The organism is Roseburia amylophila (assembly GCF_025567465.1).
Lineage (GTDB): Bacteria > Bacillota > Clostridia > Lachnospirales > Lachnospiraceae > Roseburia_C > Roseburia_C amylophila.
Genome location: NZ_JAOQKI010000004.1, coordinates 78,169 through 103,599, shown reverse-complemented (window position 1 = coordinate 103,599; position 25,431 = coordinate 78,169). Strand labels below are relative to the sequence as shown.

The following is a 25,431-nucleotide window of genomic DNA, read 5'->3' as shown; positions in this document are numbered from 1 at the left end:
ACAGGTCCCTTTTCATCGCTGTGAACACCTTTTCCGAAATGCACTTCAGCTTAAATATTCTTCCTGGCTTTACAGATTCTCCTGTAAGAATGCACTTAATTTTTCAATTGCTGCATCTTCATCTTCACCTTCAGCACGAAGTGTGATTTCTGCACCTTTCTTAGCACCCAGCCCCATAACGCCAAGGATTCTCTTTGCATCTACTTTCTTACCATCCTTTTCAATGGTAATTGCACTTGCAAATCCTGCAGCTTCCTTTACCAGTAATCCTGCCGGTCTTGCATGGATTCCCTGCTCATCTGTGATTGTGTAAGTAAATTCCTTCATGTTCTTCCTCCTAAAAAGTTATATTTTTTCCCGTTTTTTATACCATAGTTTTAATTTGCAAGTATGTTGACTCGCTTATGCTCACTATTTGTGAGTACATCACTTATTATATCATACAATCTTCTTTTTTAACAATCCCAAAAGTAGACAAGATACTGCTGAACCTACAATCAATGATAAAAGATACCAGATTGCATTACCCATTACTAAGAATACGAAGATTCCACCATGTGGTGCCATCAGTGTACAGTTAAATGCCATAGACATTGCTCCTGCAATTGCAGAACCTACCACACAGGCTGGAATCACGCGCAGCGGATCCGCTGCTGCAAATGGTATTGCACCTTCTGTAATAAAGGATAATCCCATAATAAAGTTTGTCGGTCCGGCTTTTCTTTCTTCTGCTGTAAATTTATTTTTGAAGAATAAGGTTCCAAGTGCAATGGCAATTGGTGGTACCATACCGCCAATCATAACGGCTGCCATAATATTATAGTTTCCAGCGGCAATGGATGCAGTTCCAAATACATATGCTGCCTTATTTAAAGGACCACCCATATCCACAGCCATCATTCCAGCTACCAATGCTCCCAGTAATACCGAGCTTACACCATTCATATGTGCCAGTCCTGTATTAATTGCAATATTCAAAGCTCCGACCGGTGGTTCGATGATAAAGGTCATCAATGCACCTATTAACAATACACCAAGCAGCGGATACAGTAGAACCGGTTTCAATCCATCCAGGCCTTTTGGCAGTTTGTCAAAGATTTTCTTTAATAACTGGATGATAAGACCTGCGGCAAATCCGGCTACTAAGGCTCCAAGGAAACCTGATTTTCCATTTGCTGCAATTGCTCCTCCAACGAAACCTACTACCAGTCCAGGACGGTCTGCAATACTCATGGCAATATAGCCAGCCAGTACAGGAAGCATAAAGCCAAATGCCAGTCCTCCAATGGACTTAAAGAATGCTGCTGCCGGAAGAATTGTACCAAAATTAGCACGCTCATCCGTAGGAAGTGATGCAAGGTCTACACCAAAGCTGTCGATTAAGAATGCAATGGCAATCATAATACCACCACCGACAACAAACGGAAGCATATGGGAAACACCATTCATCAGATGCTTGTAAACTTTGTGTCCAAAGCTTTCTCCGCCCATGCTTTCACTTTCTGATGCTTCGCCGCTGCCTTTATAAATTGGTGCATCCTTTGCCATAGCGCGCTGTATTAATTTATCTGCTTTACTGATTCCATCGGAAACCTGACAGATGATAACCGGTTTTCCGGCAAAACGATCCATCGGGACTTTGGTATCAGCTGCTACAATAATACAGTCTGCCTCTTCAATTTCTTTTGCAGTAAGCACATTTTTTGCTCCGCCGGAGCCTCTTGTTTCCACCTTAATAAAGCAACCTAATTCTGCTGCCTTCTTTTCCAGACTTTCTGCTGCCATGTATGTATGGGCAATTCCAGTCGGACATCCGGTTACTGCAAGAATCTTTTTCTGATTTTCTTCCGGTTCCTTTATTTCTGTTTCCTTCTGTTCTTCCTTTTCTTCCTTCTCAGACTCTGCTTCATCAATGACTTTTAAGAATTCTTCAACCGAAGCAGCCTGTTTTAATCCGTTGGTGAAATTCTCATCCATCAGAAGAACAGACAGACGGCTTAATACGTCAAGATGTACATTATCTTCTGTATCCGGTGCTGCAATTAAGAAGATTAAATGAACCTTCTCTCCATCTAAGGCATCAAAATCTACCCCATTCTTTAATACCATTGCACTTAATCCCGGTTTCTTTACGGCTGCTGATTTGCAATGAGGAATTGCAATGCCCTCTCCAATTCCTGTGGTACTCTCTTCCTCTCTTGCAAAGACTCCTTTCCGGTAAGTCTCTTCATCTGCTATTTTTCCACTCTTTACCATCAGGGAAACCATCTGGTTTAATACATCTTCCTTTCCGGTTGCTGAGCCATTCAACTGAATGCTTTCCGGTGCCAGCAAATCTCTGATTCTCATATACCTTCCTCCTTTTTCTTAAAATGGAAATGCATGATTCTTTAATAATTGTTCTACTTCTTCTTTCGTTGCAAGTTCTTCTGAAAATGCACTGGCACTTCCGGTACAGACTCCCATCTTAAACGCCTGCGCATAATCCTTATTCTTTAAATATCCTGCAAGGAAACCTGCCACCATGGAGTCTCCTGCTCCTACGGAATTCTTTACTTTACCTTCCGGTGCTTCGCTCTCAAAAGCTTTTCCCTCTTCTGTCAAAAGCACAGCCCCGTCACCTGCCATGGAAACAAGTACATTTCTTGCACCCTGCTCCTGCAGCTTTGCTGCGTATTTCTTTACATCCTCTTTGCTGCTGATTGTCACACCAAATAACTGTCCTAATTCATGATTATTCGGTTTAATCAGGAATGGATGAAGCGGAAGTACATTTGCCAGAAGTTCTCTGGTTGCATCTACGGCAATCATGACATCCTTTCCTTCCAGGTATTTCATGATATCCATATATATGGACTGTGGCATAACATCCGGTATGCTTCCTGCCAGTACCAGCACATCTCCGGTTTTTAAGGTATCTAATTTGGCATAAAGCTTCTCGATATCTGTGCTGCGGATCATCGGCCCCTGGCCATTGATTTCTGTCTCTTCTGTGGAACGAAGCTTCACATTAATTCTGGATATTCCTTTCTCTACCTGAATGAAATCGGTATTTACCCCCTCTTCATCCAGGCGTTTGCTGATTTCTTCTCCGGTAAAGCCTGCTAAGAAGCCCCATGCGGTACTCTTTAATCCCAGATGATTCAATACAATGGATACGTTGATTCCCTTTCCTCCCGGAAACATTTTCTCCTGTTCCGTCCGATTTACCTGACCGGTTTTGAAGGTTTTTACATCCACAACATAATCCAGTGACGGATTAAACGTTACGGTATAAATCATTCTTCCACCTCCTTTATATTTTTATACTTCCGATAAGATTCTAAGGTAAGACCTGTTGTAATCACATCTGCTGAAGCAAATGGTGCAAATGTCACACTGGATATCTGTGCAAATTTACTCTTGTCTCCCAGGATATAACACTGTCTGCAATTTGCCATTGCTTTCTTCTTTACCATAGCCTCTTTCACATCCGGTGTGGTATATCCTTTTTCTACATTAATTCCATTGGTTCCGAAGAAGCCTTTTGTAAAGTTATATTTATCCAAGGACTCCACTGCCTCAGCACCTACCACAGCTTCTGTGGATGCCTTGAACTCTCCGCCGATGATATAAACCTCACATCCCAGTTCAGAGAGCCGTTTTGCATGGGCTACTGCGTTGGTTACCACACAGGATGGCTTCACATCCATAAAATCAATCATGCAGTCTGTTGTAGTTCCTGCATCCAGATAAATAAAATCATCTGCTGTAATTAAGGATGCTGCATACTTCGCTATAGCTGCCTTCTCATCACGATGCATGTTTCTTCGAAGTGGCACATCATCATCCTGTGTATGAAAAACTGTTCCTCTTAAAATTGCACCGCCATGAACCTTCAAAAGCTTTCCATTTTCGTCTAAAGTATTCAAATCTCTTCGTACCGTTGACTCGGAAGCATCGAAAAGCTGCATCAGCTCAGTTACTTTAACACTGCCCTGTTCTTCCAGCAGGGAAAGGATTTTTCCATATCTTTCCTCTGTCAGCATATCATCCCTCCCATTCCTATTTTCTATTTTCTGCTTTCTATGGTTTTATTATACGTTCAAAAACCGTCATAGTCAATCATATTCCGTCATTTTCATTCACAAAAATCCATTTCACAATTTGTGCAAAATATACAAAATAGGATACACCTTGGTACATCCTCGCGGAGCGTTTTTTACTTTACAGGAAAGCAATTTCCTGTAAAGTAAAAAAAGAAGCCTGCAAAAGCATCACCTTTTACAGACCTCTTCTCGCCTTTTTAAACCGTTTTCCGGTTCTTATTCTTATTCTTATTATCTTTTAGAAGCTTCGGATTTTCTCGTTCTCTTCTCCGGTATTTTCAATTTTACGGATTATAACATCATAACTGTAATCGTCATTTACCTTCACACTGACACGGTCTCCTACCTTATGACCAAGCACTGCTTTCCCCATAGGAGATTCAATACTGATTAATCCTTTCAGCGAATTTCCACGCATGGTAGTCACCAATTTGAAGGATTCTTCCATATCATCTTCTTCAATATAAACCGTCACCGTATTATTGATACCTGCCTCGTCTTCCTTAGAATCATCTGATACCACGACTGCAGTACGAATCATGCGCTCTAAATAACGAATTCTGCTTTCGTTTTTATTCTTATCTTTCTTGGCGGCATAATACTCGAAGTTTTCACTTAAGTCACCCTGTTCTCTTGCTTCCTGTACAGCACGGATTGCATTCTTTCGTACCACTAATTTCCGATATTCAATTTCTTCTTCCATCTTCTTGATATCACTTTGTGTTAATTCGTTATGCATACCGTCACCTTTTCATTCTAACAGTTTAAGCTAATGCAGCTGTAATAATTGCCATGGAATATACTTCTGACGCATTACATCCGCGGGATAAGTCATTGATTGGTGCATTCAATCCAAGAAGAATCGGACCATATGCATCGAAGTTACCAAGACGCTGTGCAATCTTATATCCGATATTTCCGGCATTGATATCTGGGAAAATAAAGGTATTTGCATGTCCTGCCACTTTGGATTCCGGACATTTGGTACGTGCAACTCTTGGAGATACAGCTGCATCAAACTGAAGCTCTCCCTCGATTGGAAGCTCCGGATATTTTTCTCTTGTCTTGTTTGCAGCATTACGCATCTTATCTACATCCTCGCCCTTTCCGGAGCCTAATGTAGAATAGCTTAAGAACGCTACCCTTGGATCTACACCGAATATCTTTGCACACTCTGCTGCTTCTCCGGCAATTTCAACAAGTTCATCTTCTGTCGGATGAATGTTGATTGCACAGTCAGCCATTGCCAGTACTTCATTCTCGCCGGTTGCAGAAGGACGTACCAGAATAAAGCAGGATGATACAATGCTGTTACCCGGTTTTGTCTTAATTAACTGTAACGCAGGACGAACAGTATCTGCTGTAGAATAGGTTGCTCCACCTAACAGTGCATCAGCATATCCCATTTTTACTAACATGGTTCCGAAATAATTAGCCTGTGAAAGAACTCCTTTTGCCTGCTCCGGTGTTACACCTTTGCTCTTTCTTAATTCACAGAACATGGTAACCATCTCATCAAATTTTTCAAAATGTAATGGATCGATAATCTTGGCTCCGCGAATATTAAATCCGCTCTCCTCTGCTGCTTTCTGAATCTCAGCCTCATTTCCAACCAGAATCGGGCTTAAGAAATTACTTGCCAGCAGACGGGATGCTGCCTCTAAAATTCTTGGGTCATTTCCCTCTGTAAACACAATTTTCTTTGGGCTTTTCTTCAAAATATCAATCAGTTGACCAAAACCAAACATATCTTTCTCTCCTCTGCTCTCTATATATTATTTTAACTGCATATTATTGTACCCTCTTTTAAATAAAAATCAAGTTTTGAATTCAGTACAATTTCTCAAGAGTGCATTTTCTTCTATTATAAATACGCATCTCTGTTCAGGCAAAAATGATTCTTCCGGAAAGAAAGCCGTCCCTCATCTCTTAATTTTCCAAGTTCCGTTGACATCGCACTTCGTTCCACAGAAAGATAATCTGCTAACTGCTGTCTGGAAAATGGAATATCAAACTCTGATGTTCCATGCTTCTGTGCCTCTGCTGACAGATAGGACAATAACTTTTCCCTGGTATTGCGTTTTCCCATATGGGTTAATTTTTCATTAAAGCGAAGATTCTTTTCTGCCATATTCTCTAATAAATTCCGAAGCAGAACCAGCTTCCAGCCTTCCGTTTCACCATCTGCATTCAATATATTCTGAACGTTCAGCCACAGCACATCTGCCGCCTCTTCTGCAATCACATTTACATTAATATTCCGCCTCTGCATACAGGCAAAGGTCTCTGCAAAAACATCCCCTGGACCTATCTTTGCAACCAGATTCCGGTTTCCCCAGAAATCCTCCTGCACAATCAAAAGTCCGCCAGAAACCAGCAGTCCCATTTCTTTTACCTGCTCTCCGCAGTGCAGAATATAATTTTCTTTATCATAAGTCATCTCATGGGCATCTAATCCCTTTAAGACTTTCTCCTCTTCTGTTTCCTCAATTCCTTCAAAAAAAGGTGAATTTTTCATTTCTACAGGAAATTTTTTCATTTTATAACCTCCGTTGTTTTTCCAACCGATTATTTATTGCTATTATAGTATACTGACTATACAAAATCAACGAGGAGGAATCTAAAATGATTCGTAAAATAATTCATATTGATAAAGAAAAATGTAATGGATGCGGTTTATGTGCATCCGCCTGCCACGAAGGTGCCATCGGCATGGTCGATGGAAAAGCCCAGCTTTTAAGAGAGGATTACTGCGATGGGTTAGGTGACTGTCTTCCGGCATGTCCTACCGGTGCTATTACCTTTGTACAGAGAGAAGCCGCTGCCTATGACGAAGCCGCTGTAAAAGAGCACTTAAAGAACCGTGAAGCGGCTTCGGTAAAACCTGCAGTTTCAGCCAATCACGCAGCTCCGGTTTTCAGCGGATGTCCGGGCAGCCGGATGCGCTCCATGCAGCGTAAAAACACGGAAAATACTTCTGCAGGCTCTAATACCGCATCCGGTACTGCATCCAACGCAGTCACAGCAGGAAACGCACCGGAAAGCCAGCTTACCCAGTGGCCGGTTCAGATTAAATTAGCACCTACAAATGCTCCGTATTTTGACAATGCAAGACTGCTGATTGCTGCAGACTGTACAGCTTTTGCCTATGGCAATTTCCATGAAAAATTCATAAAAAACCACATCACCCTGATTGGATGTCCCAAACTGGATGATGTGGATTACAGTGAAAAGCTTACTGAAATTATCCGCAATAACAATATCAGAGATATCAGTATTGTGCGCATGGAGGTTCCGTGCTGCGGCGGCATTGTAATGGCTGTCCAGAATGCCTTAAAACAAAGCGGAAAAATGATTCCATGGCAGGTTGTTACCATCTCTGTTGATGGCAAGATTATGGAATAAATTTCCAGATTAAATTGCTTCCACAAATCTTACTTTTCTAATTCTAAGACAACGGTTTCACAGCTGTCTAATGTAATTGTTCCATTTAAGGCTGCCTCAGCATTGATTGCTTCCTGGCGGCCTTCATTGGTTAACAATACCTTGGCAATTCTTTGCTCTAATGTGATGGTATGCTCTTCTGTTCCAAAGTTTGCAAGAATCAAAAGCTTCTGACCGCTTTCTTCATTTACCCGTTCAAAAGCAAATATGTCCTCTGCATTTTCATATTTTGGTTTAAAAATACCATAAGTGAAAGTATCTTTGTATTCTTTTGCCTTACGCAGTGCAATTAATTTCCTATAATAAGCCAATACAGAATCTGCCTTATGTTCCTGGGCTGCTACATTGATTTCCATGTAATTCGGATTCATGGCAAGCCATGGAGTTCCATCGGTAAATCCGCCATTTTTTCCATCGGACCACTGCATTGGTGTTCTGGCATTATCACGGCTGTTCTCATAGCAGCATTTCAAGGCTTCTTCTTCACTGAGTCCTGCACGCAACGCCTCCTGATACTGGTCGATGGTGCTGATGTCATCATATTCTGAAATATCATTTCGTTTGCAGTTGGTCATCCCGATTTCCTGTCCCTGATAGATAAATGGAATTCCACGCAAAAGAACGGATACCGTTCCAAGCATCTTCTTTCCTGCATCATTTCTGGCATGCTCAGGCAGATAATGGGTTGCTCCCCTTGGCTCATCATGATTTTCAATAATGTTTGCCTTAAAGCATTTTCCCTGTAATTCCTGCTGGGAATCGAAAATTACTTTCCGCCATTCCTCAAAACGTAATGGTTTCTGGTCGTACCAGCCATGCTCACCAAAAGTAAGCACATGGGCGCTGAAATCAAACATCGTAGAGAAATGTCCATCCTCTCCGATAAATTCCAAGAGTTCATCTTCCTTCATATTAAAGACTTCTCCTACTGTAAAGGCATCGTGCTTCTCAAAGGTCTCATGCTTTAATTCCTCTAAGAAATCTCCTACTCCATTTACTGCTTCCACCATCTTGATACAGGTTGCAAGTCCATCCGGTCCATCCGGCTCAAAGGACGGGAAGTTAATATCTTTCTTGATATTGATAATTGCATCTATACGGAATCCTGCCACGCCTTTGTCTAACCACCAGTTCACCATTTCATAGATTTTCTGACGCACTACCGGATTCTCCCAGTTTAAATCCGGCTGCTCTTTGGCAAACATATGAAGATAGTATTTATCACTATTTGGCACCTTCTCCCAGGTGCTTCCGCCAAAATAGGAACGGTAATTACTTGGAGCCTTGCCATCTTTTCCTTTCACAAAATAGAAATAATCTGCATACTCTCCATCCGGGTCTGCCAGTGCTTTCCGGAACCACTCATGCTGGTCGGAGCAATGATTTACCACCAGATCCATTACGATATACATCTCACGTTTCTTTGCTTCCGCAAGCAACTCATCAAACTCTTCCATGGTTCCGAATTCTTCAGCAATATTATAATAATCTGAAATATCATATCCCTGGTCTACAAATGGGGATTTATAAATCGGTGAAAGCCATACGATATCGATACCCAGTTCCTTTAAATAATCCAGTCTGGATATGATTCCTCTCAAATCACCGATTCCATCTCCGTTGCTGTCCTGAAAGCTCTTTGGATAAATCTGATATGCCACCTTGTCATGCCACCATTTTTTCTTCATGTTCTCATCCTCCATATTTCCATTATTCCTGTATTTACACTTCGTTCTTTGTATGATACTGTTATTATATACGAAGTTTCAGGAAGTTTCTTCCGTGATATTTGCGTTTTTATTGCACAATCCTGCTCTTTTATGTAAAACAAAATTAACGATATGATTATGGATTTCAGATGCAGACGGTGGAAGATAGGTCTGATGCAAAACAGCGCATTTCTAAAATACATTTTTTCTTTCTATGATAAAAACAGTCTTTCCAATGTTTGACAAGATATCTGTACCGTTCGCCGAAGTATGGATGCATGATAAGGATTGTTAGGAGCACTTAGAATTTCATACAGCAATAGCCAACGCCGGCACAGGGACGTGCCGGCGAGGCGCATATGAACATGGATGTGAATTTGCGCCGGTTGGCAGGTAAAATAATATTAATACTGAAATTCTTAGTGCTCCTTACTATCTTTATGCAGCATCCACACTCGACGGACGGTGCAGATATCCTCGTCAAAGCAAGCGGAAAGACAGTTTATAATCAAGAAAAAATGTATCTAAGAAATGCTGCTATTTTGTATCCTATAACCTACCCTTCCATCGTCTGCATCCAAAATTCCATTTCTTTCATTTTGTTTGTATAAAAAATCAGGATAAATGCTATTTAAATAAGCAACATTAAAAGGAGGTTCCCATGAAAGATAAAAAACAACTCCCTCTGGAGCAAAAAGAAAAGGCCGTTCATGGCGAACGAATTTTTCCATTAAAGAAATATCTTACTACGTTGCAGGAACGGTATCCCATTGTTACACCACACTGGCATGAAGAGGCTGAATTTACTCTGATTACCAGCGGTGTCTGTACGTATCAGGTTGACCTTGAAAGCTTTCAGGCTATGCCTGGAGATTTCGTTTTCATTCCTCCACTGGCTCTGCATTCCATTGCCATATTACCTGCCGGGCATATGCATTCGGAAACATATGTCTTTCACCTTGATTTCCTTGGTGCATCCTCTGCAGATATCTGTGCCATGCGATATCTGATGCCCCTTGCCAAGCAGCAGCTGATTCCCCCTTTTCATATAGTAAAAGAGCACCCGGTCTACCCGGATGCCCTCGCATTGTTCTATGAAATCAGCAGCTGTTATTCCGCTGCCCAGCCGGGATATGAACTGATGTTAAAATCCCTGCTGTTAAAGCTTCTTACCCTTCTACTTCCGTACTGTAGCAAAAGTTCTGAGCAGCCACAGCTTCAAAGCGAACATACCCAGAAGATTAAGGGTGTCTTAGAATATATCGGATTACATTATACCGAAAATATTTCCATTGAAAGCCTGGCATCCTCCTGCTATTTCAGCGAATACCATTTCATGCGCTTTTTTAAGAAATATGTCGGAATGTCATGCTTAGATTATATCAAGAGCCTGCGCCTGCAAAAGGCTGCCGACCTCTTAGAACAGCAGGAGCTTTCCATTACAGATGCCGCCATGACTGCCGGTTTCAGCAGCCTTTCCTACTTCTACCGGGAATTTAAAAAACGCTATGGAACGACACCACGCCAGTTTATCCATTCCCTTCCGGAACATCAGCATACGAATCGTACCTCTACTCCAGGCAGTCCTTTTTCTCCACTTTGATTTCCCAGTGGATTAAGAAAGTCAGGACTGCCCGAAGTGCAATAGATAGGGGCTCTTTTCCATATTGTATCCTGCCTTTTATTTATTATCCACGAAAATCTACATTCCAGCCAACCTGTTTTTCCTGTGGTGTAAATACATAATCGCTCATGCTGTCATATAACATATCCTGGATTTTCTTTTCCAGTTCTTCCAGCGAACCGGCAGTAACCGTTACCAGATCTTCACTCTTACCAGTTTTATCCGTGCTGTCAGTCTTGTCCGATTTCTTAACGGAAGATGTATCTTCATCCTCCTTATTCATTCGTTTCTCATAAGCTTCCTTCTGAGCTTTCTTACGTTCTGCACGGTTTTCTTCCTGTTTCTTTTCGATACGTTTCTTCTGAAGAGATAAAGACTTATCTACAACTGCAAAAAATGATGCATTGCCGCCATCATTTACCTGAATGCCATATGCCTTCACACCACTCTGTCCATTAGCAAACCGACTCTGCATGGTTGCAAGCTGACTGGATGCATTGGCTATGATTCCCTCGTACTGTTTCCGGTAAGACTCATCTTCTGCCATCCGCTCAATCTTCTCTTCATCAATTAGAACCACCATATTGTTGGCATTGGCATACTGTCCTGCATTGGCTTTTGCTGTCTCTTTCATATCCTTGGATACCAGAATGAAATCCATCGTGCTAAATTTCTTTTTCAGCTTCTCATAATACTCTTTCGCCTTATCCGAAAGCTTTGGCTCTCCAATGGTTTTTCCGGAGACTTTGCTGCTCTTTTCCGATTCCGTATAACCAGAAACGTTTTCTGCCACCTGATTTACTGCGTTTGTGTTCATAAAAATTCCTCCTTGAAAATATCTATAAGCAAATCCTTTTGCTTAAAACAATCTGTTCCATTCTTTATATCGGAAGAATCTCTCATTTTCTTAAGCGGTTCCTACAGTGCAAAATAGCCTAAAACAATGGCTCCAAGAATAATCCGGTACCAGCCAAATACTTTAAAATCGTGTTTTTTGATATAGCCCATCAGGAAACGGATGACTACTACAGATACCGCAAATGCTACCACGCAGCCTAAGCCTAAGGCACAAAGTTCCTGAGTGGAAAACGCAAAGCCGAACTTAATAAGTTTAATCAGGCTCCAGCCAAACATAACCGGCACAGCCAGGAAAAATGTAAACTCTGCCGCAGCCACACGGGATACTCCGATTAAAAGTGCTCCGATAATGGTTGCACCGGAACGGGAGGTTCCCGGAATAATTGCAAGTACCTGAAAAAGTCCGATAAGAAATGCTGTCTGATAAGTAATATCATTTAAGCTTTCCACTCTTACTTTCCGCTTTTTATTCCAGTTTTCAATCAGAATAAACGCAAAACCATAGAAAATCAATGCAGCAGCAATCACAAGCGGTGTATGAAAATGTGCATCCACATAATCATCAAACAAAAGCGTTACCACAGCTCCCGGTATGCAGGCAGCTACAACCTTAAACCATAAAGAAAAAATATCTTTCCGGACGACCGGCTGTGTCTTGTCTTTAAACTGGAACGGGAACATTTTCTTCCAGAACAAAAGCACTACCGCAAGAATAGCTCCCAACTGTATCACCACGAAAAACATCTCTTTGAATGAATCTGTCATATCAAGCCTGATAAATTCATCCACTAAAAGCATATGTCCTGTGCTGCTGATTGGAAGCCATTCTGTAATTCCTTCTACAATTCCAAGAAAAATAACCTTCAGCATTTCTACAAAATCCAATAACATTTCGTTGTCCTCTTTTCCTATTATTTCCGATTCCTCATTTTAACATACTATGCCGATAATATATATATTATTTTTCTTAAGATATTCTGTTTACTTGCGGAGTGCTGAAAATAATCCCTTCTTCTCATATGGTTCTTTTGTTACTTCTAACGCATCATATCCACTGTTTTTAATCACTTCTTTGATTTTTCCCTCCGGAATATTGGTATCGGTAATAATTACGGTCTCTTTTTTACTGTGGGATGAAGTTACTTTCTTTACCGGAAATGCTGCCCGCACTGCATCATTTACATGTGCCTCACACATTCCACACTGCATACCATCTACTTTTACTGTTATTTTCTGCATAAATCCTTCCTCCTTCATTTCCTTCCATCACATTATAATCTCTTTTTTTCTAAAAAAATATAGAATTAACGATATTTTTTCTCACCACTTTGCCACTATTTTCGCTCTTCCTTTTCTGAAAAAATTATTGTAAAATATTTCTTTAGGATTAAATTTTAAAAAGAAAGGATTTTATATATGAAGAAACCATTCCGTCTTCTTCTATGTCTTGCACTGCTTTTTGTGAGTGGATGCAGTGGTTATCAGAAAACCATCCGCTTTGGTGCCGCTGACATAGGTGGAATCTACTATACCTTTGCCAATACCTTTACCGGACTTGCCTCCTCGGAGGATGATACCTATCAGTTTGAAGTTAAGACAACCGCAGGCTCTGCTGCCAATCTAAGGCTGCTCTCCGGTGGATATATCGAACTTGGATTAGCCCAGTCTGACCTGATTGCCTCCGCCTATGAAGGCAGTGGAATTTTTGAGGGAGATCCTTGTCAGGGATATTCCGCTATTGCCGGGCTTTATACGGAAGCCTGTCAGATTGTCGTCCGTGCAGACTCCAATATTCAGACGCTGGATGATTTACAGGGCAAAACCGTCAGCATCGGTGCAGAGGATTCCGGTACTGAACAGAACGCTAACCAGATTCTGACCATGAGCGGACTTACCACTGAGCTGGTGAAAACATTAAACCTCGATTATACCGATGCTGCTGACCAGCTTATCAATGGAAAAATCGATGCATTTTTCTGTACTGCCGGTATCCAGACAACTGTAATCGAAGAATTAGCCAAAGAATGTGATATCCGTCTTTTGGATATTGATGAGAAATGCAGGAATAAATTGCTGTCTGCTTATCCATCCTATAGTGAATATACCATTCCTGCCAATACTTACACCGGACAGACGGAAGATATCCATACCCTTGGTGTCAAAGCGGTTCTCCTTGCTTCCGACAAGCTCTCTTCCGATACGGTAGAACACTTAACGGAATGGCTTTTTTCCCATGCGAAGGATTTACAGTATGCAACTTCTTTAAACCTGCAATTAGATGAAACTTATGCTACTGATGGCATACCGATTCCATTCCATCCGGGTGCTGTTGCCTATTATGAGAAACAGGGCATTACGCTTTCTTCCGAAAGCAATACACCAAACTAGAAAGGAACACTATGAATATACATTTAGATATGTACCAGACCTTAGCTGTTGCTGTGCTGGTACTCATGCTGGGAAGTTTTTTACGAAAAAGAATACATTTTCTGGAAAAATTCTGTATTCCGGCACCCGTTATCGGCGGTCTGCTCTTTGCGATTTTCACCTGTATCTGTTACAGCACCGGAGTTGCAGAATTTTCCTTTGATGATACCCTGCGGGAAGTATGTATGGTATTCTTCTTTACTTCCGTAGGATTTCAGGCTAACTTAAAAGTCTTAAAAAGTGGTGGGAAATCCATGGCAGTATTTTTAGGACTGGTCATTACCCTTATTATTACCCAGAACTTTCTTGCCGTTGGATTATCCAAACTATTAGGATTAAATCCATTAATCGGTATGTGTACCGGTTCCATTCCAATGGTGGGCGGACATGGTACAGCAGGTGCTTTTGGACCGGTACTGGAGGATTTCAATATCCATGGTGCCACTACCATCTGTACCGCTGCTGCTACCTTCGGTCTGATTACAGGAAGCCTGATTGGCGGTCCTTTAGGAAAACGCCTGGTAGAAAAGAAAAATCTTCTCTCTACTGTTGCTTCCGAAGATGACAGCCTCTTAGTGGAAGATGAGAAAAAACACGAACGCCATACCAACATGTATGCTTCCGCTGTTTTCCAGCTTATCCTTGCCATTGGACTTGGTACTATTTTCTCCTATTTTCTGACAAAAACAGGACTGACTTTTCCAATTTATATTGGTGCCATGTTAGCAGCCGCACTGATTCGTAATATTGTGGAATACTCCCATGGCAATGCCACGATCCATATGGGAGAAATTAATGACCTGGGTGGTATTTCCCTGTCATTATTTCTTGGTATGGCTATGATTACTTTGAAATTATGGGAACTGGCTTCTCTGGCACTTCCGCTTATCATTTTATTAAGCTCACAGGTCATTCTGATTGCTGTATTTACTTACTTTATTGAGTTCAATATTATGGGGCGGGATTATGATGCAGCAGTCCTTGTTGCAGGTACCTGCGGATTCGGTATGGGTGCCACTCCAAATGCCATGGCAAATATGCAGGCTCTCTGCGACCGCTATGTTCCATCCGTCAAAGCATACCTTCTGATTCCACTGGTGGGAAGTCTGTTTGCCGATTTCATCAACAGTCTTGTAATTACATTTTTTATTAATATTTTGTAAAAAAAGGAGCACCTTATGTTTCATTTTAAAAATAAAATCAAGAATGCAAGAAAAGAACGTGAAAAGAAAAATTATGATCTGACTTATGATAATGTTGCCATTCCGGAAGTACACAAAGCTGCTTCTGATGCCACTACTCATACAGCTGAGGAACAGCACTCCTCCGAGGACGAACATGCTTCCAGCGTCAGCTTTGATAATGTTGCTATTCCGGAAGTACATATCCGAAGAAAACACTGATATTTTTACCGGAAACTAACTTCCAACGGGAACTAACATCCATTAAAATGAATTTTTTACCAAAACAGCCTGCCCTATCCGGCACTTCTGATGATTCAGAGTGTCCGGTAAGGCAGGCTGTTTTTGTTTTTCTAATATATAGATGTCCTTCCATCATTCATAACTTAATCCAGATATGTAGTTTGTAATACCTGCTTGATGTCTTCCGTTTTTGTTCCACGAATTTTTAAATTCTTCAATTCACTTTCCGTAACATCAAACTGCTCTATAAATTTCTCCATATCCCTTCGCACTTCATCCGGAAGGATACACTTCTGCAAAAACATGTCAGATACAATTCGGATGATATCATTTCGATGTTTTTTAATATCTGATGAATCCACATCTTTTTTCTCTCTTAGATCCAGCCATGCTTTTGCCTTAAATGGGATAATCCATTCCGGCTTTAACACAGAGATTCCTCTCATAATTTCTCTTCCATCCATTAATGCCTGGTAGTAAGCATCATTTAAGAGTATAGCAGAAAGACTTGAGACCGAATCGTCAATATGAATTGGGGTCAGTCCATTCTCCTCCTGTAACAGATAATTAGTTCTTGAAAATAATTCTATCATCTTAGGAAATCGTTCATCTTCCGGCTTATCAAATCTATAGAACTGTGGTTCCCCATTACTTTTTGCCCTGATTCTATATTTTCCGTCTTTGATAAATTTCCAGAAACGTTCTCCAAATTCTTTTGTTTGTGCCTCCACAATCAGAACAATATCGAGATCTTTTGTTGTTCGTCCAAAATTGATATCCTGTTCTTCAAAAGACACACTGCATGCTGCACCACCAATCAACACATACTGATCTGTATATTCGTTAAAATACTCTTGAAAAATATCGATTCCTTTTACCATACAAATTCCTCCAACATTTCATTTACCGAACTTTCTACACGAGGATCTTTCATTTCCTCTTCGGACAGTATCAGTGTCAACGAAAGTGGATCTATCACATTGCCCTTCTCGAAGGGCAAAATATATCCCATTTCCTGCACTATACAGACTGGTTCTTCATTCTTTGGGATTTCCCGAATAGATTTTAACCCCAGCGCTCCAACCTGAGCTTTACTTATAGCATATGTGACATAGTTATCCTCACCCAACATGGAGTACTCTGCCAAGGCGGATATGCCACTTAAAACCATATCTGCATCAGGTTTTCTTTCTGGTCTGAATTCATGTATAATAGGATTTCGCAAAAACGGACGTATCTCCTCCCACATTACTTTCTTATCATTTCTGGCAAAGAAACGTCTTGATCTTCCATTTATTTTTAAAAAAGGCATTCCCAAAGCATCAATTTCATCAAAGCATCTGGTTATTGACATTCTGGACACTTCCAATTTCTCCGCTGCCCGTACCGCAGATACATCCTGCCAATTTTCATATAAGGCTTTCAGCAACATTTTCTGCGTCAAAAATGAAATAACAGAACAGTTCTTTGGTATTCTCTGCTCATTATTTTTCAAAAGCATTCCCATAAACGGTAGATAAATCTGATGATTTTCCCATATAAAAGGAATTCCCTCTTCCACCATTTTAGGAATTGAATACCAATTTGCTTTTTTTAAATAGAACACACATCGATACCCTGTATACCGCTCCAGTTGAATTCGCATTTTTCGAAGTTCTGTCAGATTCATCGTATCTACCGGTGTTGCTAAAAGAATTTCCTGGTTTTGAATTTCTATGATTGTTAATTCAAATGCATTTCTGCATCCCAATGGTAATTTCTCCACAGAGTCATAAGGACGTTCCGTGATACTTTGATGCATTATTTGTTCTAAATACTCTCTCAAAGTTCCATCTCCTTTATATATTTGAATTGTAACTCTTTTTATGTTACAAGTCAAATATTTTCATTTGCACAAGTAGAATGCAAAGCGTGTTTCCTGTAGTTTTGTCCTATCACCCTATTTTTGATTCAAAATTTCCTGATAAATCTCTTCTGTCTCGGTATCGTCAATACCACTCATATAGTAGTTTTTTCCATTTGCAGTAAAATATAGGAACTTTTTATTCTGTGGATTTAAAAATACCTGGCATTCTCCTTCACCACTGATTTTAAAGGTTCCTTTTTCCAAGGTTTCCATGCCGGTTCCATTTACCCTTGACCAGTTTGGCAGCTCTGTCAGTATTTCCACATCATCCAGGTCATCCAGTGATATCTCATAATCTGTACGAATCTGTTCTGCACAAAGGGACTGATTTTCAATTTCCAAATGAATCGGTGTAAATTCTTCTGCAATCACCCATACACAGACAAGTGGAAGCATCAGTAATGCTATTATAATAAACAATATCGTGCCTTTTCCGGCTTTGGATGCCATATTCACTGTAGTTCCGATTCCAACTCTCTTATCCACGATTGTATGCGGATCTTTTGGATTATAGTAAAGCATGCCGCCAATCCAGTTTCTGTCATCTTCGATTCCACCGATTAAATCATGCTTATCTTCATATGCTTTTTCTACTCTTCCCAATGTCACAATAGCCGGAATGCACATAGCCGCCAGAAGAATTATAAATACAATCATGCCTGCAAGGTAAATAAATCCCACCTGCTTTTGCATAAAAGATACCAGAATTAAAAACAGGATTAATGCGGTATTCAACCAGATTGCACACAGCCACATGTTTTTCCAGATTCTTTTCTTGGCTCTGGTATAATTAATGTTGATATCGCTGTTGCTGCTTATTACCTGTACCGGCTGCCGGTCCGTCCAGATTGCCACCAGCAGAAAAATATATCCACTTGCGGCGCCAATGAAACAGGAGATTCCCATCACCTTAGCAAAAGGAATAACCGCAATCGCGGCGGCTGTTCCCAGGGCAAGCGGTACAAAAAACGGCAGAAAATGCATACAGCGAACAGTTCCTGCATTTTTTAATTCCACATATCGTTCTGCTGACTGCTCTTCATAGTAGCCCATTTTCCGTTTCCATTGTTTCAGACGATTATTGGCAAATACAGTTGGAAGCATCAATAGAATAATCGCTACAATCAACCACACCATCCAGATTGTCATCTGTATGGAAAAGTATGGAATAAAAAGACAGCTAAACGGAATAATTGCAAGAATAAGACTATACCATATCATTTCTTTTTTAAAGCGCTTCTGGATTGCTTTTACATTCTCATCCTCTACCCATTCACGTTTCATATTTACAGCAAAAAGCATGCCATCTTTATAGGAATTCTGTAATGCAAATACAATGCATATGATAAATAAAACAGGATACAATGTTGCAAAAAATATAATATTTAGAAACATTCTTCTCACCCCTTATACATATTCTCACATATCTTTAAGAATTCTTCCTGTGTCATACCACAGATTTTGGCTTCGGAAATAATCTGCTGCAATAGTTCTTTGGATTTCTCCGATAATTCCTTTGCTTCAGAAAATTCCTTCCGCACATGGGCTCCATTCCGCCGGTCTGTATAAATATAACCTTCCTGCTTTAAAAGTACATAGGCTTTATTCACCGTCATGGAATTGATTCCAATTTCTCCGGCCAATGCACGTACAGTGGGAAGCTGCTCTCCCGGCTTTAATCTTCCATCGGATATTCCAAGTACAATCTGATTTCGAATCTGCTGATAAATTGGCACTTCCGACGTTTCATTTATGGATATAACCACCCAAGGTCCCTCCTTTCTGTTTTTTTGATATTCTCTTTCCGAATATTCTTTCTTCCTTTTTCTTTGATATGTCAGTTTTCTTTTTGTATTATGCATTATAATACAAATAATACAAATTTACAAGGGAAATCTCTTTTGTTTTTTACTTTACAGGAAAGCAATTTCCTGTAAAGTAAAATAAACCCCTCCAACCGGAGGGGCTTATCTTTAACTATATAGCATCCAGGCAATGCCAGGAATACTACATATTATATTTTGTTCCATTCTTATTTGTTAGCGATTGCTGCCTGTGCTGCTGCTAATCTAGCGATTGGTACACGGAATGGTGAACATGATACATAGTCAAGACCAATCTTGTGGCAGAATTCAACAGATGAAGGATCTCCACCGTGCTCTCCACAGATACCAACATGAAGGTTCGGATTAACTGGCTTACCAAGTTTCAGTGCCATATCCATAAGTTTACCAACACCAGTCTGGTCTAACTTAGCAAATGGATCGTTCTCGAAGATCTTCTTGTCATAGTAAGCATCTAAGAACTTACCAGCATCGTCACGGGAGAATCCAAATGTCATCTGAGTTAAGTCGTTAGTACCGAAGCAGAAGAAGTCAGCTTCTTTAGCGATTTCATCAGCTGTAAGAGCAGCTCTAGGAATCTCGATCATAGTACCAACTTCGTACTCTAATTTAACGCCTGCAGCTGCGATCTCAGCGTCTGCTGTCTCAACAACTACTTTCTTAACGTATTTAAGTTCTTCAACTTCACATACTAATGGAATCATGATTTCAGGTTTCACATTCCAATCTGCATGCTCTTTCTGAACTTCGATTGCTGCACGGATAACAGCTTTTGTCTGCATCTTAGCAATTTCAGGATATGTTACAGCAAGACGGCATCCTCTGTGACCCATCATTGGGTTGAACTCATGAAGTCCATCGATGATTGTCTTAATCTGCTCAACAGTTTTGCCCTGAGCATCTGCTAATTTCTTAATGTCAGCTTCCTCTGTAGGAACGAACTCATGAAGAGGTGGATCCAGGAAACGAATAGTAACCGGGCATCCTTCCAATGCTTCATAAAGAGCTTTGAAGTCTCCCTGCTGATATGGAAGAATCTTCTCAAGAGCTGCTTCTCTTTCTTCTACAGTGTCAGAACAAATCATCTCACGGAATGCTGCAATTCTGTCTTCTTCGAAGAACATATGCTCTGTACGGCAAAGTCCGATACCTTCTGCTCCAAGCTCACGAGCTTTCTTAGCATCTGCAGGAGTATCTGCATTTGTACGAACTTTAAGTTTTCTATATTTGTCAGCCCAAGCCATAACACGGCCGAACTCACCAGCGATGGTAGCGTCAACTGTCTTGATTTCGCCATCGTAGATGTTACCTGTTGTACCATCGATAGAGATGAAATCTCCCTCATGGAATTCTTTTCCAGCAAGAGTGAATTTCTTATTCTCTTCGTCCATAGCGATATCGCCACATCCAGATACACAGCATGTACCCATACCACGAGCAACTACGGCTGCGTGAGATGTCATACCACCACGAACAGTTAAGATACCCTGGGAAGCTTTCATACCTGTGATGTCTTCTGGAGATGTCTCAAGACGAACAAGTACAACTTTCTCTCCACGAGCGTTCCAAGCTTCTGCATCTTCTGCTGTGAAGACAATCTTACCACAAGCTGCTCCAGGAGAAGCTCCTAAACCTTTTCCGATTGGTGTAGCTGCTTTTAATGCTGCTGCATCAAACTGTGGATGAAGAAGTGTATCTAAGTTACGAGGATCAATCATAGCTACTGCTTCTTCTTCTGTCTTATGTCCTTCATCAACAAGGTCACATGCAATCTTAAGAGCTGCAGGAGCAGTTCTCTTACCATTACGGCACTGAAGCATGTATAACTTCTTGTTCTCTACTGTAAACTCCATATCCTGCATGTCATGGTAGTGATTCTCAAGAGTCTCACAAACCTTGATGAACTCAGCATATGCTTCTGGGAATTCCTGCTCCATCTGAGCGATTGGCATAGGTGTACGAACACCAGCAACTACGTCCTCACCCTGAGCATTGATTAAGAACTCACCCATTAATTTCTTCTCGCCTGTAGCAGGATCACGGGTAAATGCAACACCTGTACCAGACTCATCATTTAAGTTACCGAATACCATAGGCATTACGTTAACAGCTGTTCCCCAGGAATATGGGATATCGTTATCACGACGATATACGTTTGCACGTGGGTTATCCCATGAACGGAATACAGCTTCGATAGCTAATTTTAACTGCTCTACAGGATCAGATGGGAAATCGGTTCCTAACTGGTTCTTGTACTCAGCTTTGAACTGCTCTGCTAATTCTTTTAAGTCAGCGGCTGTAAGTTCAACGTCGAACTTAACTCCTCTGTCTGCTTTCATCTTATCGATGAGCTGCTCGAAATATTTCTTACCAACTTCCATAACAACGTCAGAGAACATCTGGATAAAACGTCTGTAAGAGTCATATACGAAACGCTCGAATTTAGGATCTGGGTTTCCAGCGATCATTGCTGCAACTACTTCGTCATTCAGTCCAAGGTTTAAGATGGTGTCCATCATACCTGGCATAGATGCTCTAGCACCGGAACGAACAGAAACAAGTAATGGATTCTTGAGGTCTCCGAATTTCTTTCCGTTGATCTCTTCCATTTTCTTAACGCCTTCCATAGCCTGTGCCATGATTTCGTCGTTAATCTTGCGGCCATCCTCATAATACTGAGTACAAGCCTCTGTTGTGATTGTGAATCCCTGTGGTACTGGAAGACCGATATCAGTCATCTCGGCAAGGTTAGCACCTTTTCCACCAAGGAGATTACGCATGGACATGTTTCCTTCACTGAACATGTAAACCCATTTGTTTGCCATTTTGAATTCCTCCTAATAAATTTACTTTGGTTTATTGATATGCGAACATCGTCTGTTATCAACAACAATTGATATCCACAATGTCACCCATTACGCGTGCCACTTGTCCACAAGCGCACATATTCATTTTATCATAATTTTATAGTTTCGCAACCATTTTTTCGAAATCAGACCACTCTGTTTTGTTAAAAATCAGGTGTTTGATTTAGAAAGTGAATTTTTCTGCAAAATATGTATCCAAATCTTCGATTTTGATACGCTCCTGCTCCATGGTATCACGATCACGTACCGTAACTGCTCCGTCTGTCTCGGATTCAAAATCGTAAGTTACACAGAATGTAGTTCCGATTTCATCCTGACGACGATAGCGCTTACCGATATTTCCTCTGTCATCAAATTCGCAGTTGTATTTCTTGGAAAGCTGTGTAAATACTTTCTCTGCACCTTCATTTAATTTCTTGGAAAGCGGAAGCACACCAATCTTAACCGGTGCAAGTGCCGGATGGAAATGAAGAACGGTTCTCATATCCGGTTTCTCTTCTGTTCCGATGTTCTCTTCGTCATATGCTGCACAAAGGAATGCAAGTACCACTCGGTCTGCTCCAAGAGACGGTTCAATAACGTATGGAATGTATTTTTCATTCTTGGTATCATCAAAGTAAGACATATCCTGGCCGGATGTATTCTGATGCTGTGTCAGGTCATAGTCGGTACGGTCTGCAATTCCCCACAGTTCGCCCCATCCGAACGGGAATAAGAATTCAAAGTCGGTAGTTGCTTTACTGTAAAATGCAAGCTCTGCAGGATCATGGTCACGAAGACGTAATTCTTCATCTTTCATGCCAAGGCTTAACAGCCAGTTATGGCAGAAGGTTCTCCAGTACTGGAACCACTCAAGGTCGGTACCCGGCTCACAGAAGAACTCCAGCTCCATCTGTTCAAACTCTCTGGTACGGAAAGTAAAGTTACCAGGAGTGATCTCGTTACGGAAAGATTTTCCAATCTGTGCAATGCCGAAAGGCACTTTCTTACGGGATGTTCTCTGCACGTTTTTGAAGTTAACGAAAATACCCTGTGCTGTTTCCGGTCTTAAGTATACTGTATTCTTTGCATCTTCAGTTACACCCTGAAAGGTCTTGAACATCAGGTTGAACTGACGGATATCTGTAAAGTTATGTTTTCCACAGGATGGACATGGAACACTGTTATCTTTGATGAAGTTCATCATTTCTTCCTGACTCCAGCCATCTACGGAAGTCTCTAATGTAATGCCATGCTCTTCTGCATAATCTTCAATAATCTTATCTGCACGGAAACGTTCATGACACTCTTTACAATCCATAAGAGGGTCTGAAAATCCGCCTAAATGTCCGGAAGCTACCCATGTCTGCGGGTTCATAAGAATGGCACAGTCTACACCAACATTGTATGGATTTTCCTGTACGAATTTCTGCCACCAGGCACGTTTCACATTATTCTTTAATTCTACACCAAGGTTACCGTAATCCCATGTATTTGCCAGTCCACCGTAAATCTCGGAACCCGGATATACAAAACCTCTTGCCTTTGCTAAAGCTACAATTTTTTCCATTGATTTTTCCATAAAATTCTTCCTCGCATTCTATTTATAAATAATATATCTTGCTTCTGCTGTCTCACCAGCAGGAATTTCATCCACGGTTGCAGTGTTCTTATCCTTGACGGTTACCCCGGATGAAACATACTGCAGTGTTCCATCAACCGTAACATCTACACCCTTGCTTAATACGATAACATGATAGTCATCATTTTTCATGACATCTTTGCTGTCCGCTGCATCTCCGGCAGCTCCATCTGTTACCGCTACGAAATCTGTATTAAAATCATATCCGGCAGCAATTGCCTGTACCACCGTTCCGGTAAATACGGTATCTCCCACAAATGCAGAATATGCTGTGCTGTCACTGTAATGCATACCAAGCTTTGCGACTCCGTCTTTTACGGAAAGATTTTTTAATTTTACTGTCCCGGCGCCATCATTGTCTTCATATTCTTTGATGGAATCCTTTACATACTGTTCTAACTCATTCTCATCATAATTGTCTTTGTCAAAGTCGCCTACTGCAACTTCTGTGATTCCACCCTTTTTCTCCGGAAAGAGCGTTGTGGTATCTGCATCTTTTGTAGCACCGCAGCCGCCAAATATTCCACAGACTAACAGCATTACAAGGAGTGCACTTATCTTCTTCTTCATACGAACCTCCAAATCCCTGTATCTCATAATCTCAACAATTATACTATTTTCGGTTTGGTATTTCAAGCGTTACCTCAGGCAAAATGCCCGGCTTCTCCCATAAATCAGAAAAGCCCTTCTAAAAATTGCTCTGATTTAAATGTATGGGGTGCATATTTTTCCCGAAATTCCTTCACCGTCCGAATCAGTTCAAACAACACTTTTTCTGATACTGCAAAATGAAAAAGCTTTGCTGATTCCGTGGTAATAATATACTGCATCGTATAAATGGTAGATGCATCTAACTGTCTGCCATGCTCGGTTTCGCTGCAGGAATCGCAAAGAAGTCCGGCACGCTGCACACTGAAAAACTGCATCGGTTCCTTTCTTCCACATTTCTGGCAGGAAAAAAGATTCGGATATACTCCATTTAGCACCATCATTTTCAATTCATAAATCACGCGGACCAGCCGGTTATCAAAATTCTTCTTTCCAAGTGCCTTTAAGGACTGGTAAAGCAGCTTTAGCATTTCCCGGTCATCACTGTTTTCCTGGGCATAATATTCTGCCATCTCAAGAAAATAAAATCCATAGTATGTATCATTCAAATCTGTGGTGAGTTCGGTAAAATAATTTTTAATTTCTGCCCGCACCACATTGTAGGCGGTACGGCCCTCATAGACTTCAAACTGTCCGAAGGAAAAGGGATTGCAGGCTGCCAGCAGTGTACTGTTCGGTCTTCTTGCACCTCTGGCAAACGCCGTAATCTTTCCCCTCTCCAGGGTCAGTATCGTAATTCGTTTGTCATATTCACTGATTGGCATTGCGGTAAGCACCATACCCGTAACCATCACGTTTGTGCCCACGGTCCTGTTCACCTCTTACTTTCTCTTTCAGGCTGCCCAATCCATCCTGTTCCTCTTTTTCCTGTTCCTTAAACTTAAGATAATCATCTACACTTCCGGTCAAAGTAAAATGATTCCAGCTTGCTCTTACCATATGCTTCCTTCCTGCCCTTTCTTCATACTTGTATGAAATTAGGTTTTCCAGAAGCACTTAAGATAATACTG

Annotated in this window: 25 protein-coding genes; 5 read left to right on the top strand and 20 right to left on the bottom strand. The window is 41.0% G+C overall.

Annotation, left to right across the window (positions count from 1 at the left end):
- Positions 1–69: 69 nt before the first annotated feature.
- The 7 genes from OCV43_RS03740 to OCV43_RS03710 all read right to left on the bottom strand — a co-directional run bounded on the left by OCV43_RS03740 (position 70) and on the right by OCV43_RS03710 (position 6,627).
- Positions 70–327, bottom strand: coding sequence for an HPr family phosphocarrier protein (locus OCV43_RS03740; RefSeq protein WP_117697112.1), 258 nt, complete (start codon positions 325–327; stop codon positions 70–72).
- 111 nt (positions 328–438) lie between these two features.
- Positions 439–2,349, bottom strand: a complete 1,911-nt coding sequence (locus OCV43_RS03735; protein ID WP_022242617.1) for a PTS fructose transporter subunit IIABC — start codon at positions 2,347–2,349, stop codon at positions 439–441.
- A gap of 18 nt (positions 2,350–2,367) precedes the next feature.
- Positions 2,368–3,282: a 1-phosphofructokinase gene (gene pfkB, locus OCV43_RS03730; RefSeq protein ID WP_022242618.1), complete on the bottom strand. Its 915-nt coding sequence runs from the start codon at positions 3,280–3,282 to the stop codon at positions 2,368–2,370.
- On the bottom strand, positions 3,279–4,028 hold the full coding sequence (locus OCV43_RS03725; protein WP_022242619.1) for a DeoR/GlpR family DNA-binding transcription regulator: 750 nt from the start codon (positions 4,026–4,028) through the stop codon (positions 3,279–3,281). The genes pfkB and OCV43_RS03725 overlap by 4 nt, the downstream gene beginning before the upstream one ends.
- 298 nt (positions 4,029–4,326) lie before the next feature.
- Complete coding sequence (locus tag OCV43_RS03720) at positions 4,327–4,827, bottom strand: GreA/GreB family elongation factor (RefSeq protein WP_022242620.1); 501 nt, start codon at positions 4,825–4,827, stop codon at positions 4,327–4,329.
- Positions 4,828–4,852: 25 nt separating this feature from the next.
- Positions 4,853–5,836, bottom strand: coding sequence for a phosphate acetyltransferase (pta, locus tag OCV43_RS03715; RefSeq protein WP_022242621.1), 984 nt, complete (start codon positions 5,834–5,836; stop codon positions 4,853–4,855).
- Between the two features lie 116 nt (positions 5,837–5,952).
- Positions 5,953–6,627 (bottom strand): Crp/Fnr family transcriptional regulator, encoded by a 675-nt coding sequence (locus OCV43_RS03710; protein WP_117946877.1) that lies wholly within the window; start codon positions 6,625–6,627, stop codon positions 5,953–5,955.
- A gap of 86 nt (positions 6,628–6,713) precedes the next feature.
- On the opposite strand from OCV43_RS03710, the gene OCV43_RS03705 reads away from it, so the two are divergent.
- On the top strand, positions 6,714–7,493 hold the full coding sequence (locus OCV43_RS03705; protein ID WP_022242623.1) for an ATP-binding protein: 780 nt from the start codon (positions 6,714–6,716) through the stop codon (positions 7,491–7,493).
- A 29-nt stretch (positions 7,494–7,522) separates the two neighbouring features.
- Here the strand turns inward: OCV43_RS03705 and OCV43_RS03700 are convergent, their stop codons facing one another.
- Entirely contained in the window at positions 7,523–9,220 is a 1,698-nt protein-coding gene (locus tag OCV43_RS03700; protein WP_262623446.1) for an alpha-glucosidase, read from the bottom strand.
- Between the two features lie 682 nt (positions 9,221–9,902).
- On the opposite strand from OCV43_RS03700, the gene OCV43_RS03695 reads away from it, so the two are divergent.
- On the top strand, positions 9,903–10,844 hold the full coding sequence (locus OCV43_RS03695) for an AraC family transcriptional regulator (RefSeq protein WP_262623445.1): 942 nt from the start codon (positions 9,903–9,905) through the stop codon (positions 10,842–10,844).
- A gap of 85 nt (positions 10,845–10,929) precedes the next feature.
- On the opposite strand, the gene OCV43_RS03690 is transcribed toward OCV43_RS03695, so the two are convergent.
- From OCV43_RS03690 to OCV43_RS03680, 3 genes are all read right to left on the bottom strand, one after another.
- Positions 10,930–11,682: a DUF6033 family protein gene (locus tag OCV43_RS03690; protein ID WP_262623444.1), complete on the bottom strand. Its 753-nt coding sequence runs from the start codon at positions 11,680–11,682 to the stop codon at positions 10,930–10,932.
- A gap of 101 nt (positions 11,683–11,783) precedes the next feature.
- Positions 11,784–12,614 (bottom strand): undecaprenyl-diphosphate phosphatase, encoded by an 831-nt coding sequence (locus OCV43_RS03685; protein ID WP_262623443.1) that lies wholly within the window; start codon positions 12,612–12,614, stop codon positions 11,784–11,786.
- A gap of 90 nt (positions 12,615–12,704) precedes the next feature.
- Positions 12,705–12,962 carry a heavy-metal-associated domain-containing protein gene (locus tag OCV43_RS03680; protein ID WP_262623442.1) on the bottom strand — a complete coding sequence of 86 codons (258 nt, stop codon included), beginning with the start codon at positions 12,960–12,962 and terminating at the stop codon, positions 12,705–12,707.
- Between the two features lie 177 nt (positions 12,963–13,139).
- Here OCV43_RS03680 and OCV43_RS03675 point away from each other — a divergent pair, with 177 nt between their 5' ends.
- From OCV43_RS03675 to OCV43_RS03665, 3 genes are read left to right on the top strand one after another with little or no spacing between them, the layout of a single operon-like run.
- Positions 13,140–14,111, top strand: a complete 972-nt coding sequence (locus OCV43_RS03675; protein ID WP_262623441.1) for a TAXI family TRAP transporter solute-binding subunit — start codon at positions 13,140–13,142, stop codon at positions 14,109–14,111.
- A gap of 11 nt (positions 14,112–14,122) precedes the next feature.
- Positions 14,123–15,313 (top strand): sodium/glutamate symporter, encoded by a 1,191-nt coding sequence (gene gltS, locus OCV43_RS03670; protein WP_117697084.1) that lies wholly within the window; start codon positions 14,123–14,125, stop codon positions 15,311–15,313.
- 15 nt (positions 15,314–15,328) lie between these two features.
- Entirely contained in the window at positions 15,329–15,553 is a 225-nt protein-coding gene (locus OCV43_RS03665) for a hypothetical protein (RefSeq protein ID WP_262623440.1), read from the top strand.
- 164 nt (positions 15,554–15,717) lie between these two features.
- Here the strand turns inward: OCV43_RS03665 and OCV43_RS03660 are convergent, their stop codons facing one another.
- The 9 genes from OCV43_RS03660 to OCV43_RS03620 all read right to left on the bottom strand — a co-directional run bounded on the left by OCV43_RS03660 (position 15,718) and on the right by OCV43_RS03620 (position 25,360).
- Positions 15,718–16,455: a hypothetical protein gene (locus tag OCV43_RS03660; RefSeq protein ID WP_262623439.1), complete on the bottom strand. Its 738-nt coding sequence runs from the start codon at positions 16,453–16,455 to the stop codon at positions 15,718–15,720.
- Positions 16,449–17,399, bottom strand: coding sequence for a helix-turn-helix domain-containing protein (locus tag OCV43_RS03655; RefSeq protein WP_262623438.1), 951 nt, complete (start codon positions 17,397–17,399; stop codon positions 16,449–16,451). The genes OCV43_RS03660 and OCV43_RS03655 overlap by 7 nt, the downstream gene beginning before the upstream one ends.
- Positions 17,400–17,513: 114 nt before the next feature.
- Positions 17,514–18,875 (bottom strand): DUF5808 domain-containing protein, encoded by a 1,362-nt coding sequence (locus OCV43_RS03650; RefSeq protein WP_262623437.1) that lies wholly within the window; start codon positions 18,873–18,875, stop codon positions 17,514–17,516.
- 5 nt (positions 18,876–18,880) lie between these two features.
- Positions 18,881–19,246, bottom strand: a complete 366-nt coding sequence (locus OCV43_RS03645) for a GntR family transcriptional regulator (RefSeq protein WP_262623436.1) — start codon at positions 19,244–19,246, stop codon at positions 18,881–18,883.
- A 266-nt stretch (positions 19,247–19,512) separates the two neighbouring features.
- Complete coding sequence (gene ppdK, locus OCV43_RS03640) at positions 19,513–22,149, bottom strand: pyruvate, phosphate dikinase (RefSeq protein ID WP_117840960.1); 2,637 nt, start codon at positions 22,147–22,149, stop codon at positions 19,513–19,515.
- Positions 22,150–22,354: 205 nt separating this feature from the next.
- The gene (locus tag OCV43_RS03635; protein WP_262623435.1) at positions 22,355–23,752 is read right to left on the bottom strand and encodes a glycine--tRNA ligase; all 1,398 of its coding nucleotides are present in this window, start codon (positions 23,750–23,752) and stop codon (positions 22,355–22,357) included.
- Positions 23,753–23,770: 18 nt separating this feature from the next.
- Complete coding sequence (locus OCV43_RS03630) at positions 23,771–24,382, bottom strand: hypothetical protein (RefSeq protein WP_022243039.1); 612 nt, start codon at positions 24,380–24,382, stop codon at positions 23,771–23,773.
- 104 nt (positions 24,383–24,486) lie between these two features.
- The gene (recO, locus tag OCV43_RS03625; RefSeq protein ID WP_262623434.1) at positions 24,487–25,227 is read right to left on the bottom strand and encodes a DNA repair protein RecO; all 741 of its coding nucleotides are present in this window, start codon (positions 25,225–25,227) and stop codon (positions 24,487–24,489) included.
- Entirely contained in the window at positions 25,172–25,360 is a 189-nt protein-coding gene (locus OCV43_RS03620) for a YqzL family protein (protein WP_117697057.1), read from the bottom strand. Before OCV43_RS03620 ends, recO begins: the two co-directional genes overlap by 56 nt.
- Between the last annotated feature and the right edge of the window lie 71 nt (positions 25,361–25,431).

Excerpts from the sequence above, each read along its gene's own strand:
- OCV43_RS03690 (WP_262623444.1), bottom strand. The coding sequence starts at position 11,682 with ATGAACACAAACGCAGTAAATCAGGTGGCAGAAAACGTTTCTGGTTAT.
- pta (WP_022242621.1), bottom strand. The coding sequence starts at position 5,836 with ATGTTTGGTTTTGGTCAACTGATTGATATTTTGAAGAAAAGCCCAAAG.
- OCV43_RS03660 (WP_262623439.1), bottom strand. The coding sequence starts at position 16,455 with ATGGTAAAAGGAATCGATATTTTTCAAGAGTATTTTAACGAATATACA.
- OCV43_RS03675 (WP_262623441.1), top strand. The coding sequence starts at position 13,140 with ATGAAGAAACCATTCCGTCTTCTTCTATGTCTTGCACTGCTTTTTGTG.
- OCV43_RS03700 (WP_262623446.1), bottom strand. The coding sequence starts at position 9,220 with ATGAAGAAAAAATGGTGGCATGACAAGGTGGCATATCAGATTTATCCA.
- OCV43_RS03620 (WP_117697057.1), bottom strand. The coding sequence starts at position 25,360 with ATGGTAAGAGCAAGCTGGAATCATTTTACTTTGACCGGAAGTGTAGAT.
- OCV43_RS03710 (WP_117946877.1), bottom strand. The coding sequence starts at position 6,627 with ATGAAAAAATTTCCTGTAGAAATGAAAAATTCACCTTTTTTTGAAGGA.
- OCV43_RS03650 (WP_262623437.1), bottom strand. The coding sequence starts at position 18,875 with ATGTTTCTAAATATTATATTTTTTGCAACATTGTATCCTGTTTTATTT.
- OCV43_RS03630 (WP_022243039.1), bottom strand. The coding sequence starts at position 24,382 with ATGAAGAAGAAGATAAGTGCACTCCTTGTAATGCTGTTAGTCTGTGGA.
- OCV43_RS03735 (WP_022242617.1), bottom strand. The coding sequence starts at position 2,349 with ATGAGAATCAGAGATTTGCTGGCACCGGAAAGCATTCAGTTGAATGGC.
- pfkB (WP_022242618.1), bottom strand. The coding sequence starts at position 3,282 with ATGATTTATACCGTAACGTTTAATCCGTCACTGGATTATGTTGTGGAT.
- OCV43_RS03695 (WP_262623445.1), top strand. The coding sequence starts at position 9,903 with ATGAAAGATAAAAAACAACTCCCTCTGGAGCAAAAAGAAAAGGCCGTT.
- OCV43_RS03740 (WP_117697112.1), bottom strand. The coding sequence starts at position 327 with ATGAAGGAATTTACTTACACAATCACAGATGAGCAGGGAATCCATGCA.
- OCV43_RS03685 (WP_262623443.1), bottom strand. The coding sequence starts at position 12,614 with ATGTTATTGGATTTTGTAGAAATGCTGAAGGTTATTTTTCTTGGAATT.
- OCV43_RS03720 (WP_022242620.1), bottom strand. The coding sequence starts at position 4,827 with ATGCATAACGAATTAACACAAAGTGATATCAAGAAGATGGAAGAAGAA.
- OCV43_RS03665 (WP_262623440.1), top strand. The coding sequence starts at position 15,329 with ATGTTTCATTTTAAAAATAAAATCAAGAATGCAAGAAAAGAACGTGAA.
- OCV43_RS03680 (WP_262623442.1), bottom strand. The coding sequence starts at position 12,962 with ATGCAGAAAATAACAGTAAAAGTAGATGGTATGCAGTGTGGAATGTGT.
- OCV43_RS03705 (WP_022242623.1), top strand. The coding sequence starts at position 6,714 with ATGATTCGTAAAATAATTCATATTGATAAAGAAAAATGTAATGGATGC.
- OCV43_RS03635 (WP_262623435.1), bottom strand. The coding sequence starts at position 23,752 with ATGGAAAAATCAATGGAAAAAATTGTAGCTTTAGCAAAGGCAAGAGGT.
- OCV43_RS03725 (WP_022242619.1), bottom strand. The coding sequence starts at position 4,028 with ATGCTGACAGAGGAAAGATATGGAAAAATCCTTTCCCTGCTGGAAGAA.
- ppdK (WP_117840960.1), bottom strand. The coding sequence starts at position 22,149 with ATGGCAAACAAATGGGTTTACATGTTCAGTGAAGGAAACATGTCCATG.
- gltS (WP_117697084.1), top strand. The coding sequence starts at position 14,123 with ATGAATATACATTTAGATATGTACCAGACCTTAGCTGTTGCTGTGCTG.